This is a genomic window from Acidithiobacillus caldus ATCC 51756, assembly GCF_000175575.2.
In the GTDB taxonomy this organism is placed as follows: Bacteria; Pseudomonadota; Gammaproteobacteria; order Acidithiobacillales; family Acidithiobacillaceae; genus Acidithiobacillus_A; species Acidithiobacillus_A caldus.
Window position 1 is genome coordinate 1,713,105 of the sequence record NZ_CP005986.1, and the last position, 13,425, is coordinate 1,726,529.

Sequence of the window (13,425 nt, forward strand, 5' to 3'; positions counted from 1 at the left end):
TTTGACTGTTTGATGAGTACTTTAGGTCAAGCGCTGGCCGCAATGACCACAGAACGCATCACCTGCGCTGATGGGTTGCTGGCAATTAGGGCAGAGCTCAGCCTTGGACGGGGCTCCTGTCGGCTGGTCTGTGGATACGGAACCTGCATCCCGTTCCGGTGCGGAAGCCGCTACTGTTCCAGCGTTGGCCGTGAAGATCCGGGTGTTTCGCTCGACCTGTACCAGAATGGGAACAATGATCGCCAATACAAAAATCATCAGTGCTGAAAATGCCATGAAAAGATCTACGGCGTGCTGAATGCGCTGCCCACTTTTGCCACGCTCGGCGTTGTCGACGGCGTTGGAGTAAGCACTGAAATACTGTTGAGTGAGCATGTCCGCCGTGGCAGGTTGCTGGTTGAAAAGCCCGTTACTTGTGGCTACGGCCTGAAATATTCCGGCCTTCTTGGCATAAGCGATGCCGTTCTCGAGATAATCTTTCCAACCAGAGACAAACGCAGCGCGGTAGGCCCTTGGCAACTCTGCCAATTGCTTGATCACTTGCTGCTCGTTGACGGTGGAAACGTTATACTTGGAAATGATCGAGATGACATTGCTGCCATATTCCTGACTCAACTTCAGGTTCATCTTTTGCTGGGCAACGCTTGCCTTATTGCTGGGTAGATTCCCCAGCAGTACCATGCGCGCGGCTGAATCGAAACGGGGTACCTGGAAACTTCTCTGACTCGTGAAAGAACTTAGTGCGAAAATACCCGCGGCTATCAATGCGAGGATGGCAATGGCTAGGGAAATCCATTTAGCCAAAGAAAAGAGTCCCGCACTCAGGGAAAGAGATCGGACGGTTTGCGACATGGGCGGAATTCCTTATGTGCGTGAGCGATCGTCGCGTGCGATCTACTGATTGGAAGCGTTGATTGCCGGGCGATTGGCAGCCGGGGGCACCATGTTCGGGTTCTGTAGCTGCTCGAGATTATCGTTCACGGCGTTGTTTTCGTAGCGCAAGGAATTGCCTTGACTAGGAACCACGCTTGCGTGCATGAGGTAGTCGTCGACGGCCTTGCGTTCGGCATTCATACGCATGCGCAAGTCGTTATTGTGCAAACAACTCTGGGTGCTGATACTGCAGTCGCTGGCGTAGCTTCCGCTCAGGTGGAAAAAGTTCACGGCCGCCTGTTGGGCAAGGCTGAAACTTCGCTCTTGTGCTGGAGTCAGGCCGCCGACGGTCATGCCCGCGAATTGATCGGCGTAGTTTGTGGCCTGGGTTTGCATCCGCTGCCAACAGTGTTGCTGGCTGCCGTAGCCCGAACCGGCGGCAAGAGAGCACTGCTCCAGAGAATTTTTCATGTTGCTCTTGGCTGCCTCCCACGCCGTTACAAACTGACGCGAGACGTTGATTCCCGCCTGGCTGATGTTGGCTTGTGCCTGTGCCTGACCCATGGATATGGGCATTGACGGTACCTGTGTGCCGTACTTGGCCGAGCATCCTGCGAGCAAACCCACGGTCAGAGCGATGAGCATGCCGGCGCGGTGAGAGGATCGAAAGATACGTTGCATACAACCTCCGATGTGTCGTCAAGGATTAATCATTGCCACCGACTGGCGAAAGCAATTTTTTCATTTGTTCCGCAGTCATCCCCTGCTGTTTGGGGATAGTGGTTGCTTCGTGGACCGGGTATCGCTGCCTTGAGGTTGACTGCGGCAGTGCGATCGCGGCAGCGTGGCGAGGTTCCCGAGACGCTACGACTGGCGCCTTGACCAATGGCGTTTTTGTGACGGGCGTCTCGCTGACGAGTTTGGCCGTGGATGAGCTTGGGACGTTGGCGATGGGTGCCGACGGAGACTGGACCGTCGCGGTTGCCACCCCGACGGACGCGCTACTGGCCGTAGATTTGGCTGGTGCGGCAGCTACGGTGCGGTTTGTCGGGGCTTTAACGGCCGGCGTAGCAGAGCGTGGTTGAAGAACGAAATAGTACACGGCAAAGGCGGCGGCGAGGGCAAGTATCGACGCGAGTGTGATCCAGATGTAAGTGCGTAACCTTCCCTGCGGAGGTGGATTCCGACCAATGGCTTCATTGTCTGCGCTGCCGGGTAAAATTCCCTTACCACACTGACGACAAAACGCACCGTTGCCATATACGGCACCACAGATCTTGCAGAACTTTTCCGCTTCTGGGCCCAATTCAGGGCCGTTTTCCGGGGTTTCGTGTTCCTCGTCGCTTACCGGAGAGTTCTTGGGAGGAGATACTTCAATATTCATGCCTGTTAACCTTTCTCAGCAACAAGCCGGACCGGGATATGTTCCATACAGGCATTGAGCAACCTCAGGGGCAGTTCTGGCTCCCAGAAACGGCGATTGAAGCGATAGACAAACTCGTTCAGATATTCCTGCAGATATTTGCCGGATACCCCATGGAATGTGCCCAAAAGAAAGGCCTTGAGGTTACCAATGGCGATGTGTACCCACGGCAACCACTCGTCCACCTGATGCGGTTTGGTCACGCGCCCCTCATGCTCTTGGCTCTCTCCGAGAACTCGCAGCGCTATTAAGCCGTCGGTGCGGGTAGGTTGCTTGGGGCGCAAGCGTCGCCGCGCGAATTCGCGAATCCGGTCGGCAGAGACCGAAGGCGTCGTCTCGATGGCAATAAAGCCCGCCTTCTTGCCCCGGTTTTCCACGGCAACCAAGATCGGTGTTTTGCCTTCGGCCCCTCGACCGCTCTTCCCCCCAGACCGGCGTCCACCGACAAAGGCATCGTCCAACTCTACCAGCCCTTCCAAGCGATACAGACTGTCGCGATCGCCCATGGCGCGGCGCATGCGGCGCAACATCCGGTGAGCCGTGATCCAGGAGACCCCAATCTGCTTCGACAGCCGCAGGGCGGACAATCCGCCCTTGTCGCTCGCCATCAAATAGATGGCCAGGAACCATTGCACCAGGGGCACATTGGACGAATGAAAAATTGTGCCGGCCGTCACCGAGGTCTGATGGCGACAGTGCCCGCACTGAAAGAGTTTTCGTCCGGCGATCCAGTATCCGCGGTCATGGCCGCATTTCGGACATCGAAACCCCTCGGGCCAGCGCTTTTGTTTCAGCGCCTCCAAGCAGGCCTCTTCCGTGCCAAACCGCGCTTGCCACTGCAAGAGGTTCGTCGCTTCAGCTTTCATCTCAGACCTCCTTTCTCTATGCCTCACAGAGAGTTAGAGCTTGATTGCTGAGAATGATTCAGAGGCATGTCAATATTAGACGGTGAAGCTGGCTGATTCGGGATGACCGGAGCTTCCGATCCGGTAGGAGCTGTATTTTCTGACTGCCTAGGCTCAACCTGTGTAGTAGCGGTGTCTGCCTTGTGTGTCGGTGTGTACTCCTCTTCCGTATCGGTTTCGTCTGCTGCCGAAGCGGGTGTGCTCTCGGATTGCTCGTCGGTTATGATCGAGGTGGGCTTTGGTGCCGGGTGCTCGCTGGCCTCAGAATCGGGAATAGCAGCGATATTTTCCAGGGTAGATTCTGTGCGTTCCGGAGCCGGGATGGAAGTACCTGGAGACCAATTTGGGGCCGGCTGTACCGCTTCCGGTTGCGGCGCGGGGGGTCGTTCTTCCGTAGACTTATGGGATATGTCTTTGCGGTTTTCGACTCCACACTGCGGGCAAAAACGCTTGCCATTCAGTGTAGCGCCGCAGGAGCGGCAGAATTGGGGAGGACCCGGGTCGTGCGCGGGGACTTGCAATGGCGCCCCACAGTGAGCACAGAACTTCTTTCCGGGCAAGTTGTCCTGCCAGCAAGCGGCGCAACGCATTTCTTCTCCTTTGATGTGGCTCGAACAGCGTGAACTTCCGAGCTTCAAAATTTGCTGTGAATTTTATCCCGGCAATCCCGAGTCGATCAAGGCTCAGCGGATAGGATCGTATTCCATGGGTTGCGCGCCCTCCCAAACAAAACCGGACAAGTTCATCTAGAGCTTCCAGAGTGCGCAAATCACGTTGGCGCCGAGAAGGATCCGTATCGTCCCATCCACCCGCCAGCGATTCACTGAGTTGTCCCCCCTCCGCCGCCGGTTTGGACAGCCTGTGAGTGCGATGGCTCCGATTTCCGCCGCCAGTCGCGCCGTAATGCGACCCACGCCGCGGTGGCCGACCCCGATGCCCGGCTCTCCGTAAAGGCGCGCGGCGAAGCTGCTCGCTTGGCTTCTCTCGGGCATGTACCCTTGGACAATCGCCACGGGCTCATTGCCGGAGAGCAGGTCACCACCGCCGACGATACGGCGGACGTCGATGCCGCCGCCCAACGCGTGGACGATCTGGGTGGAACCAGCGCATCACCCTGAGTGCCGACCAGGGCTGCGACCGCTGAGCGGCTTTGTTTAGGCTCTGCGGGATCGGGATGTAACCCCCCCTCCCCCCGCACGTTGCCCGCAAGCGCAAAGGTTCTGCTGAGGTACGCACAGCGCGGTGGCGCGCATGCAAACTTCTCCTTCTAAGGATCCTTGGGGGTGTCCTGGTGCGATAGGTCTTATTGGCTGTGCGCAGCAGTTACGGCGTCCCGATGTCATCGAACACTGCGCGGAGCGTGTCTACAAACATTGGAGCGGGCTGCGCCCCGGGTCTTTGGGTAGTGGACGCGCTCAGAATTAGGATCGTGGCAGGATACTCTGTTACACTGCCGTGGTCGCGATTCAGTCTTCGCGGTGTGTTGCCCGACTTTCTTGAGATCTGCCGTGGACTGGCGCCGACAAGGCGCGGCCGATCCTGCCACGGAGATTCCCTTGACATTGTTTACCGAATTGGGGCTGGACCCGGCCCTCTGTGCTGCTGCCGTTGCCCGCGGTTATGAGCAGGCCACACCCATACAGGCACGCGCCATCCCCGAGATCCTGAAGGGTCACGACATCCTCGCCGCTGCCCAGACTGGTACGGGCAAGACCGCTGCTTTCGCTCTACCCATTCTCCATCGTCTGGCCCGGGATCCTGTGAGCTCCGGTCCGCGTCCCGTGCGCGCGCTGATTCTCGTGCCCACACGAGAATTGGCGGCGCAGGTAGAAGACAACATCCGGCTCTACAGAGGGCAAATGCCCGTACGTTCCCTGATGCTCATAGGTGGCGTCAAGATTGGCCCGCAGATGGAGCAGCTACGCAACGGTGCCGATATCGTCGTGGCGACCCCCGGACGACTGCTGGATCACCTGCAACAGCGCAGCCTGCGTCTGGATCGCGTCGAGACCTTGGTTCTGGACGAGGCCGATCGCATGCTGGATATGGGCTTCATCCGCGATATTCGTCGAATTATCGGGATGTTGCCGGCAAAACGGCAAAATCTACTCTTCTCGGCCACCTTTTCGCCAGAGATTCGGCAATTGGCCGAAGGACTGTTGCACCAGCCCATCGCCGTTGAAGTGACACCCGCCAACGCCACCGTCGACAGTATTACCCAGCGGGTGATTCGCGTAGACCAGGAGCGCAAACGCGATCTACTGCTGCACCTGATGGATGCACACCAATGGCATCAGGTGCTGATCTTTACCCGCACCAAGCACGGTGCGGATCGACTAGCGCGTCAGATGGAGCGGGAGGGTTTTTCGGCCATGGCCATCCACGGCAACAAAAGCCAAGGAGCCCGAACCCGCGCGCTGGCCGAATTCAAGTCGGGAAGCCTGCGCGCGCTGGTCGCCACCGATATCGCCGCGCGCGGCATCGATATTCAGCGGTTGCCGCGGGTGGTCAACTTCGAGCTACCGCAGGTTGCCGAGGACTACGTCCATCGTATCGGCCGCACGGGTCGGGCCGGCGAAGATGGCGAGGCCGTCTCCCTGGTCAGTGGCGAGGAGCGTAGCCAGCTCCAGGCGGTCGAGCGGCTGCTGCGTCGCCGCTTTGACCTGGAACAGGTGCCTGGATTCGAGGCAAAAGGGCACGGCCCGGACCGTGGTGTCGGCAAGCCCGTCCCGGCGCGTGGTCACAGTCTGGCTGCCCAGGGCTCCAGACGGCCAAGACGACAAGCCGGCGCTAACTGAGAGCGATGCGGCAGAACCTGTGACGGGACATCCCGGCACTAGAGGTCTATACTAAACTTGGTAGTAGACCAATGACTCATGTGGAGGTTATCGTCCATGGCAGAACACGATTCTCGCAATACGCAGAAGATCACTCGTCGACACTGGCTGCGCAGCACCGCGCTCATGGTGGCGGCGGGAGCCGCAGCTCCCCTTGTGTTTGTCGGGAACGCCGAGGCCGCGAGCAAGATGGCCAAGACGGCGGTGGATTATCAGGATCACCCCAAGGGCAAGGAGATGTGCAGCAATTGTCGCCTCTACATTCCCGGCTCCAATCCCAAAGGACCGGGCGCCTGCAAGGCGGTGGCCGGCGCTATCAGCCCCGATGGCTGGTGCAATATTTACATCCCCAAGGCCTGATCGCCGAACATCCAAAGGCGGTGTGGGCACTTGGACCGCCTCTGGAGCCGCAGTCTCATGGCTGCGGTTTTTTTATGGCCACGGTTGATCCGATCCTTGCCGAACCGTCCGTTTGTGGTCATTCCACAACGCTCATGAACTAAAGGCAATTTCCGTTCCGCACGGACATACTTTACATCTACCGCGCCATTCAGGACGCGTCCACCCCCTGAAGATATTTACCATAAACGGTCATGAACGATTCCTGCACATGACCTACCACGCCTTCTGAGAGTACGCACAATTCTTATACGCTTCACTATGGTTTATGCGATACAGGGTTTTTACAACAGAGTTTTCATTAACTGCTTATGGAATTTACATTATTTGACATAGGCAAAACAGATTTGTTAGGGTTTGGTCAGCATATTCAATTATGCGCTTGAAGTTTTCGCAACGCTTATATCGCAAAATGGTCAAGGAGATATTAATGCCATCCTCTTTACGTGGTGCACTCATCGGATTCGTTCTTTTCGGCGCCGGCAGTAGTCTTGCCTTCGCCAGCATGACACCAGCCATGAATGGCAATGGCGCTGAGTCGCGTTCTGGAGGAATGATGGGTCCGAGTCAACAAAACGACAATGGGGCAATGGGAGGCAGTATGGGACAGGGCTCCACGACCATGGGTGGGGGCCCAGCTGGCGGCACCAGCATGCAGGGCAATGGGGAAGGAGGCACGCAAAACGGAATGCCCATGACCGCGCCCAGTAGCGGCCCACACGTCAGTCATCAGAAACTGCAGAATTTTGCTGCTGCCATCAAGGATATACAGCCCATTGACGAAAAGGCCCATCGAGTGCTTGCCGACAAATCGCTTTCGAACAGCGCGCGCAAGGCGAAGCTGACCAGCTACGACAAAGAGATCGTGACGATATTGCATCGCCATCACCTCTCGCCCGTGGACTACGAGATGCTTTTGCGCAAGGCACAGACGGATCCGAACTTTGCCAAACGCACGGAAGCGGCATTGCGCGCCATGCATTAGGTCGTCTTGCCGTATTGACACCTTGAGCATATCCCGACCCTCGCTGCCAAGCCGGGGGTCATTTTTTGGGAGGGGACTGACCAGCAGCGCGCCAGTGGACAGGAAATGGGTGTGCCCTTCGGTCTACTGTCGGTCCGCCAGACAAAAAAAGAGCTGCACCGGATTCGGAGCAACTCTGTGCTTTGTTTGGCTCCCCGGGACGGGCTCGAACCGCCGACCTAGTGATTAACAGACATGAACCCATATATTTTCATGATACTTCATATGCTGTTACATACAACTATAACTAATTGTTTATCTGAGTGATACCACCCGATCTTGTTGATAAGCAATGTATTTATTAGAGTCTGTTCGTTTGGCAGAACTAGAGCCAGACTAGAGCCAGCAAGAAGAGCCGGTATCGGTGATCTTTTATCACCGACATCCATGGAGGAGAAATGAAGGTAAGTGATCGCCAGACGGCGTTCTTTCCCTTGGCCTGGCCTTTCGCCAGGATATTGACCACGACTTTTTTCTTGGAGACAGATCATGGATCAGGGAAAGGGAGTGCACCGGCGCAGAGTAAACCACGGGCAGGCGACGGTGGACGCGCTGGGAAACAGCGGGTTGTCGGCTCGCCGTTTCTGCGCCGAGCGAGGATTGTCCCATTCGCAATTCTACTACTGGCGTCAGCGCCTACGTGCGGTGGGGATAGAAAATCATCCGAGCGAGGTGGATACCTGGGTGCCCAACACGGTGTGTGTGCACGATTCCCAGCTAGTGTCACCGAAGACCTGAACCCTTATGGTGCACCATGGATCTTTATGGTGACCGGCTACTCCTCACGATCCGGCGGATTTCTGGCGGGAATGTGCCACGCTGGAAGCAATATGTTGGGACTTTCTTGGGTCAGCTTCGGCCGGCTGAATCCAGCATGAGGTGATGGCCTGAGTTGGCCCGACTGCCTGGCTCTCCAGAGCTATGGTCAAGATTGGTGTATGAGCATTTGCTGACACGATTCAGGCGGCGTCGTGTGAGGATCCCGCCGGATTTCGTTGGCAGGCATCCCGTCGACAAATATCACCCCAGCAGAGAGCTCGCACAGTCTTTCCGGATGCTGAATTCCCCGCCAGTGTTTGCTCGGCCAGGAATCGATACATGGCGTTTCCGCGATTTGTTAACATCTAAGAGCCTCTTCGCCCAGAAAAATCCCTGCTGGAGTCGATCGCGCCCGCGATCGGTCAGGCTTCAGCGTCCGAGTCAATCGTTCTTACGACGATAGGAGCCCGTACCATGGGGCTTATCCACAACTTTCCATCCCCTTCAATGCCGGTTCGGGCATGCGTCAAGACCACAGCAATCGCCTGGGGCACCAGCTTCTGCGGCATCACGACATCCAGCCGGACCTTCGGATGACTCTTCGACTGGTACCAAACCCCACTGGGCAGTGTCGAGAATCCCTGCTGCCGGCCGACTCCCTCGACATCGCTCAGGGTGATCCCGCTTACCCCCAATTCCACCAGGGCATCGCAGAGGGGGTCCAGCCGATACATCCGAAGCACGACGGTCAGTTGCTGGTATGCCATGGCGATGCCTCCGGTGTATCGCAACGCATCCGCACAGAACGCAACCACGGCCCGAAAAGCTGCTGCCGCACCTGCGGCAAAGCAGCCAGAGGGGTTGCCGATAGACGAGATATTTCTTCGGGCGTTTGGATCTTTCCGGAATCTGCTGGCGGTGTCCCCATAAGAAGCAGCCAGCGCTCGAGAAGCTCAGGGGTCAGTTCGGCGTGTGCCTGTATCGCAAGCACATGCTCGCCCACGGCAAAGGCTTGGCAGTCCGTATGCGCACTGGTGAGCAAGGGCGTCGCGGTGAAGGGGCAGGCGCATTGATCCTCGTGCCAGTGGAACAGGAAAAACTCCGGAGGAAGCTGTGTCACGGCCGGGTGCTGCCTTCCCGATGGACGGACACGCACCGGCCACCAGCCGATTTCAGGACCATTGGGATGCCGGTGTACCGGCGCGCCGCAGACCTGCGCGATCAATTGTGCGCCGAGGCAGATGCCCAGGGTTGGCAACCCCGCATCGATGGCTTCCGCGAGGCAACGCCGCTCCAGGTTCAACCACGGGTAGTTCCCCTCATCGTGCACACTCATCGGTCCACCGAGGCTGATGACACCGCCAAAGCCGCGCAGCGAAGAAGGCAGGGGTTCCTCGAGATCCAAACGGCGCACCTGTACCGGGATACGTTCGGCAATGAGCATCTCCCGAAGGGCACCGAGGTCCTCGTCTGGATGGTGTTGTACGACCAGTAGGGGTTTCATCGATCATGCCCGTAATGCGGTGGCGGTTTTTGCGCGTTCAAGAAGGCGACCACGACCGATAGGCGGTCGCACGGCGCAACCATCGGCAGTAGACTCGAGCCGCGCCGTGCTGCGCCGTAAAATCGGGGACGATATTCCGAGCCCAGTCGTACGCAAGGCATTCAAATTGGGGGGCATATCGTCGCAGAGCGAGTACCTGCCAGAGAGCACCCCAAAAACACCCCGTTGCCAGTCCCGCATCCAAGAGGCGAGCGCACCCACCCCACTGGGCATACAGCAGAACCATATCCAGCGCCGCGCTCAGGGAAAAACCCAAGACCGCCCATCGCCAGCGCCGACTACGCTCGCGAATACTTGCAAAACCGAGGCTCACGGCGACCAGAACCGGTACGAGTTCCGGCCGATCGCGCAGCAACACGGGCGATACCAGCACGCGATTGGTAACGGGCTCGTGCACAGCTCCCTGACTGTCCGCAAGACTACTGACGCGAACGGTAGCTCTACTTTTGGTTATCGAGGCGACCGTCTTTTCCAGAACCGAATCGCGCCGATAAAGGTCTTTCCACTGTGCCACGACTGCAACTCCTTGGGGGCCAATGCCCCCTCCGCTTCGTCAATTCAATTCGTCATAGGGTCTGTGCGTACCGATCCCCCGTGGGGACCGGAACGCATCAGTCTCCCAGCACCGGTTGCCGTTCACCCTCACCGAAGAAGGCATAGGCTTCTTCTCCGTGAACCGCATCGTCGCCGATGAGCAGGGTTTCTTCGTCCATACGCAAGGGCACAACGAGACTGATCACCTTGAGAATCACGTAGGTCATGACGAGGTTCAGGGCAATGATGAACGCGGCACCGATCAATTGGAGCCATACCTGGTGCCAGTTTCCGTCGATAGCCCCACCCGGATTGCTCAGACCGTAGGCTACACACCCCGCCTTGGTGGCCAGAACACCAGTCAATATACCACCCAGAAATCCGGCCACCGCGTGGGTATGAAAGACGCCCAAGGTGTCGTCCACCTTACGAAAGAACGACAGCCGTTTGCCCAGGATGTTCATGGTGAACCAGGGGATGATGCCCGTGGCGAGGCCGATGGCGATGGCGCCGAAGCCGTCGACGACGCCAGCCGCCGGGGTGATCCCCACCAAACCCGTGATCATGCCCTGGACCGCTCCGATGACCGAGGGTTTCTTGAAGTAGAAGATATCCATGGCGGTCCAGGTCAGCACACTCATGGCGGTGGTGATATTGGTGTTGAGCACGGCGGCACCGGCATCGCGACTGGCCGCATAGGGATCCCCGCCATTGAAGCCGTTCCAACCAAGCCACAGGATACCGGCACCAACCAGCATGAGGAGAACGTTGTTGGGCTGAAAATTCTCCCGATCGCGAGCCAATCGCGGCCCAACCACTGCAGCGGCCACAAAAGCCGCGATACCGGCTGACAAGTGGATGACGTAGCCGCCGGAGTAGTCGATGACCCCCATCGTGGACAAAAATCCACCGCCCCAAAGGCTAAAGGCGCCGACGGTGTAGGAAAAGGTCAACCACAACGGCACAAAAAGCATCCACGCCTTGAAGTTCATCCGTCCCAACACGCCACCAGCGATGAGCACCAAAGTGATGGCCGCAAAAACGAACTGGAAGTAGACCATGGTCGCCATGGGGAAGTTGGCCGTGGTCTTGGACGTCGGTAACAGGGCCTGCGTCAATTCGTTCTGCATGCTGATGATGGGACCGGGGTGCCCCAGAAACGGAAACCATTGATTCCCAAAACCCATGTTATAGGCCCACAGGACCCAGGCAATGAGCACGGCGGCAAACGCATAAAAAGCCATGAACGCCGAATTGATCGCCCACTTCTTCTTGACGATACCGGCATAGAGGACAACCAGGCCGGGAACACTCTGCAGACCGACAATAGTGGCTGCGGTCAGCTGCCACGCATTATCGCCGGTGTTAAGCCAGGCTACAGACATGGGGAAACTCCTTTAGTGGTGGGATGAGAACAGGGCTTGAGAGAACAGAGCTCACAGAGCTTCATCACCGCTCTCCCCGGTACGGATTCGCACGGCGTCCAATACCTCTGTCACGAAGATCTTGCCGTCGCCGATCTTGCCGGTGCGCGCGCCTTTGATGAGTGCGTCCGTAGCGATATCCACGAGATTGTCTGGGACAACGGTTTCAATCTTGACCTTGGGTAAAAAATCGACGACGTATTCGGCACCTCGGTACAATTCCGTGTGCCCTTTTTGCCGTCCAAAACCCTTGACCTCGGTCACGGTGAGTCCCTGTATGCCGGCCTGGGACAGGGCCTCACGAACGTCGTCCAACTTGAACGGTTTGACGATGGCGGTGATGAGTTTCATGACGCGAACTCCTGTATGGACCCAAAGCATTTTGGCGGCAGGCAGTCCTTCCCGATGGTGGCCCTCATAGCAAGAACCCCGTCTCGATGAGTCCCCGCAACTGGGTAGTTCCCTGGCCCGTAGCCCCTGAGAAGCCAAGGCCCGTCGGACACGACGCGGTGACATAGGACAATTCCCCGCGCAGGAAGAAATCCCCGGCCTGATAGGTGGGCGTCAGGGTCACCGACCAAGCGTGGGAATCCTCGGGTAGATCGGTGACGCCGCTGGCATAGGACTCCTGTCCCAAGCCTGGATGGCCCGACACCCCGAGGTACTCCACCCGGCCAGTCAGACTGAACGTCGGAGTAAAGCTGTAGCTCGCGAGCACGGCGCCTCCGTAATTGGAAAAGCCGTGATTCAGATCAATCCCCGGCTGGGCGGGAGTGCGCATGTACTGCAGGTAGGGCTCGATCGTCAGCGGACCGTGGTTGTAGGTGTAAATCAGTCCGTAGATCGTGCTGTCGTCGGCCCCGTCGGCGATATTCGCCGCACCGTAGGTATTGTTCGTGCTGCCACCGGCTTTACCGAGGTTCCCGCTCGCGTAAAACTCCAGACTGTTGCTGCCATCGATGGTCCAGGTCAGGTCGCCGCTGACCGTGTTGTAGCGGTTGGAGTAATAGCCATCGTTCCAGGACAACGATGCGCTGAGCGGACCCATGCTGTAATTGGCCTGCACACCGCGGCTGACGATGGGCTCCACATCCCACAACAGTCCCCGTTCGATGTTGAGGTTCTGAAAGGTAAACCCGTCCTCGGCACCGATGAGGGTGGGCAGTTTACCGATCTCCACGGAGAACGCCTTGCTTGGCGCGAGCGTCACATAGGCAACCGGCAGGGCCCCAAAGTCGTTGATGGTTTGGCTCGCCGAAGTGAACCCCGACGCCAGGGTCGGGAAGCTGTAGGCCCCGGCCTCGAGGGTGAATTGCACGAGGCCACTGCTTTTCTGCACGATGACAAGGCCGTTACTGATATTGGCACCGACATGCTTACTGGCCAGGGTTCCGGCAACAGTCCCTTGGGGATTATCCTGATAAAACCCAAGACCACTGACTACCCCCTGTACGCCGATCTGGCCCAAGGGGCCTGCAGAGACCATATAGGGGCTCGGAAGGGTCAGAGCGCTGGCGGATACGGGAAGCGCCATCCCCAAGGCCAGACCAACGGCAAGCGGTACGGTCGACTTTTTCAAACTGCGTTTTGCGAACATAGGTTTCTCTCCTGGACAAAATGCGAGAAACCTACAGCAAAGCCGATGCCAGTTTTAAAAAAGACCAACTACTACCAGTAGTTACG

Annotated in this window: 15 protein-coding genes and 1 pseudogene; 5 read left to right on the plus strand and 11 right to left on the minus strand. The window is 57.8% G+C overall.

Annotated elements, in window-relative coordinates:
- Nucleotides 1–21: 21 nt before the first annotated feature.
- Genes ACAty_RS08275 through ACAty_RS16750 form a run of 5 tightly spaced genes read right to left on the minus strand, consistent with a single transcriptional unit; the run spans nucleotide 22 to nucleotide 3,791 of the window.
- The gene (locus tag ACAty_RS08275; RefSeq protein WP_038471947.1) at nucleotides 22–852 is read right to left on the minus strand and encodes a zinc ribbon domain-containing protein; all 831 of its coding nucleotides are present in this window, start codon (nucleotides 850–852) and stop codon (nucleotides 22–24) included.
- A 42-nt stretch (nucleotides 853–894) separates the two neighbouring features.
- Nucleotides 895–1,554, minus strand: coding sequence for a hypothetical protein (locus ACAty_RS08280; RefSeq protein ID WP_004872684.1), 660 nt, complete (start codon nucleotides 1,552–1,554; stop codon nucleotides 895–897).
- Between the two features lie 25 nt (nucleotides 1,555–1,579).
- On the minus strand, nucleotides 1,580–2,257 hold the full coding sequence (locus tag ACAty_RS15870) for a hypothetical protein (RefSeq protein ID WP_153801817.1): 678 nt from the start codon (nucleotides 2,255–2,257) through the stop codon (nucleotides 1,580–1,582).
- A gap of 5 nt (nucleotides 2,258–2,262) precedes the next feature.
- Entirely contained in the window at nucleotides 2,263–3,162 is a 900-nt protein-coding gene (locus ACAty_RS08290) for an IS1595 family transposase (protein WP_014002140.1), read from the minus strand.
- 23 nt (nucleotides 3,163–3,185) lie between these two features.
- Complete coding sequence (locus ACAty_RS16750) at nucleotides 3,186–3,791, minus strand: double zinc ribbon domain-containing protein (RefSeq protein ID WP_082179255.1); 606 nt, start codon at nucleotides 3,789–3,791, stop codon at nucleotides 3,186–3,188.
- A 279-nt stretch (nucleotides 3,792–4,070) separates the two neighbouring features.
- On the opposite strand from ACAty_RS16750, the pseudogene ACAty_RS15345 reads away from it, so the two are divergent.
- The 5 genes and pseudogenes from ACAty_RS15345 to tnpA all read left to right on the plus strand — a co-directional run.
- A pseudogene (locus tag ACAty_RS15345) lies at nucleotides 4,071–4,444 on the plus strand (IS5/IS1182 family transposase); the annotation flags it as partial.
- 313 nt (nucleotides 4,445–4,757) lie between these two features.
- Nucleotides 4,758–5,999: a DEAD/DEAH box helicase gene (locus ACAty_RS08300; protein WP_226047647.1), complete on the plus strand. Its 1,242-nt coding sequence runs from the start codon at nucleotides 4,758–4,760 to the stop codon at nucleotides 5,997–5,999.
- Between the two features lie 96 nt (nucleotides 6,000–6,095).
- Entirely contained in the window at nucleotides 6,096–6,398 is a 303-nt protein-coding gene (locus ACAty_RS08305) for a high-potential iron-sulfur protein (RefSeq protein ID WP_004872690.1), read from the plus strand.
- Nucleotides 6,399–6,813: 415 nt separating this feature from the next.
- Nucleotides 6,814–7,422 carry a DUF4168 domain-containing protein gene (locus ACAty_RS16440; RefSeq protein ID WP_226047648.1) on the plus strand — a complete coding sequence of 203 codons (609 nt, stop codon included), beginning with the start codon at nucleotides 6,814–6,816 and terminating at the stop codon, nucleotides 7,420–7,422.
- 528 nt (nucleotides 7,423–7,950) lie between these two features.
- Nucleotides 7,951–8,199 carry an IS66 family insertion sequence element accessory protein TnpA gene (gene tnpA, locus ACAty_RS15875; RefSeq protein ID WP_014003084.1) on the plus strand — a complete coding sequence of 83 codons (249 nt, stop codon included), beginning with the start codon at nucleotides 7,951–7,953 and terminating at the stop codon, nucleotides 8,197–8,199.
- Nucleotides 8,200–8,642: 443 nt separating this feature from the next.
- Here the strand turns inward: tnpA and ACAty_RS08315 are convergent, their stop codons facing one another.
- From ACAty_RS08315 to ACAty_RS08340, 6 genes are all read right to left on the minus strand, one after another.
- Nucleotides 8,643–8,987, minus strand: a complete 345-nt coding sequence (locus ACAty_RS08315; RefSeq protein ID WP_038471888.1) for a P-II family nitrogen regulator — start codon at nucleotides 8,985–8,987, stop codon at nucleotides 8,643–8,645.
- The gene (locus ACAty_RS08320) at nucleotides 8,969–9,724 is read right to left on the minus strand and encodes a type 1 glutamine amidotransferase (RefSeq protein ID WP_004872118.1); all 756 of its coding nucleotides are present in this window, start codon (nucleotides 9,722–9,724) and stop codon (nucleotides 8,969–8,971) included. Before ACAty_RS08320 ends, ACAty_RS08315 begins: the two co-directional genes overlap by 19 nt.
- 37 nt (nucleotides 9,725–9,761) lie before the next feature.
- Nucleotides 9,762–10,298 (minus strand): hypothetical protein, encoded by a 537-nt coding sequence (locus ACAty_RS08325; RefSeq protein WP_082179252.1) that lies wholly within the window; start codon nucleotides 10,296–10,298, stop codon nucleotides 9,762–9,764.
- 97 nt (nucleotides 10,299–10,395) lie between these two features.
- The gene (locus ACAty_RS08330) at nucleotides 10,396–11,703 is read right to left on the minus strand and encodes an ammonium transporter (protein ID WP_038471955.1); all 1,308 of its coding nucleotides are present in this window, start codon (nucleotides 11,701–11,703) and stop codon (nucleotides 10,396–10,398) included.
- Between the two features lie 51 nt (nucleotides 11,704–11,754).
- Nucleotides 11,755–12,093 carry a P-II family nitrogen regulator gene (locus ACAty_RS08335; RefSeq protein WP_004872123.1) on the minus strand — a complete coding sequence of 113 codons (339 nt, stop codon included), beginning with the start codon at nucleotides 12,091–12,093 and terminating at the stop codon, nucleotides 11,755–11,757.
- Between the two features lie 64 nt (nucleotides 12,094–12,157).
- Nucleotides 12,158–13,339 (minus strand): porin, encoded by a 1,182-nt coding sequence (locus ACAty_RS08340; protein ID WP_004872124.1) that lies wholly within the window; start codon nucleotides 13,337–13,339, stop codon nucleotides 12,158–12,160.
- Nucleotides 13,340–13,425 lie beyond the last annotated feature (86 nt).

What these genes read in the sequence shown, in the direction of transcription:
- ACAty_RS08275 (WP_038471947.1), bottom strand. Translation starts at nt 852, where the DNA reads ATGTCGCAAACCGTCCGATCTCTTTCCCTGAGTGCGGGACTCTTTTCT.
- ACAty_RS08280 (WP_004872684.1), bottom strand. Translation starts at nt 1,554, where the DNA reads ATGCAACGTATCTTTCGATCCTCTCACCGCGCCGGCATGCTCATCGCT.
- ACAty_RS15870 (WP_153801817.1), bottom strand. Translation starts at nt 2,257, where the DNA reads ATGAATATTGAAGTATCTCCTCCCAAGAACTCTCCGGTAAGCGACGAG.
- ACAty_RS08290 (WP_014002140.1), bottom strand. Translation starts at nt 3,162, where the DNA reads ATGAAAGCTGAAGCGACGAACCTCTTGCAGTGGCAAGCGCGGTTTGGC.
- ACAty_RS16750 (WP_082179255.1), bottom strand. Translation starts at nt 3,791, where the DNA reads ATGCGTTGCGCCGCTTGCTGGCAGGACAACTTGCCCGGAAAGAAGTTC.
- ACAty_RS08305 (WP_004872690.1), top strand. Translation starts at nt 6,096, where the DNA reads ATGGCAGAACACGATTCTCGCAATACGCAGAAGATCACTCGTCGACAC.
- ACAty_RS16440 (WP_226047648.1), top strand. Translation starts at nt 6,814, where the DNA reads ATGCGCTTGAAGTTTTCGCAACGCTTATATCGCAAAATGGTCAAGGAG.
- tnpA (WP_014003084.1), top strand. Translation starts at nt 7,951, where the DNA reads ATGGATCAGGGAAAGGGAGTGCACCGGCGCAGAGTAAACCACGGGCAG.
- ACAty_RS08315 (WP_038471888.1), bottom strand. Translation starts at nt 8,987, where the DNA reads ATGGCATACCAGCAACTGACCGTCGTGCTTCGGATGTATCGGCTGGAC.
- ACAty_RS08320 (WP_004872118.1), bottom strand. Translation starts at nt 9,724, where the DNA reads ATGAAACCCCTACTGGTCGTACAACACCATCCAGACGAGGACCTCGGT.
- ACAty_RS08330 (WP_038471955.1), bottom strand. Translation starts at nt 11,703, where the DNA reads ATGTCTGTAGCCTGGCTTAACACCGGCGATAATGCGTGGCAGCTGACC.
- ACAty_RS08335 (WP_004872123.1), bottom strand. Translation starts at nt 12,093, where the DNA reads ATGAAACTCATCACCGCCATCGTCAAACCGTTCAAGTTGGACGACGTT.
- ACAty_RS08340 (WP_004872124.1), bottom strand. Translation starts at nt 13,339, where the DNA reads ATGTTCGCAAAACGCAGTTTGAAAAAGTCGACCGTACCGCTTGCCGTT.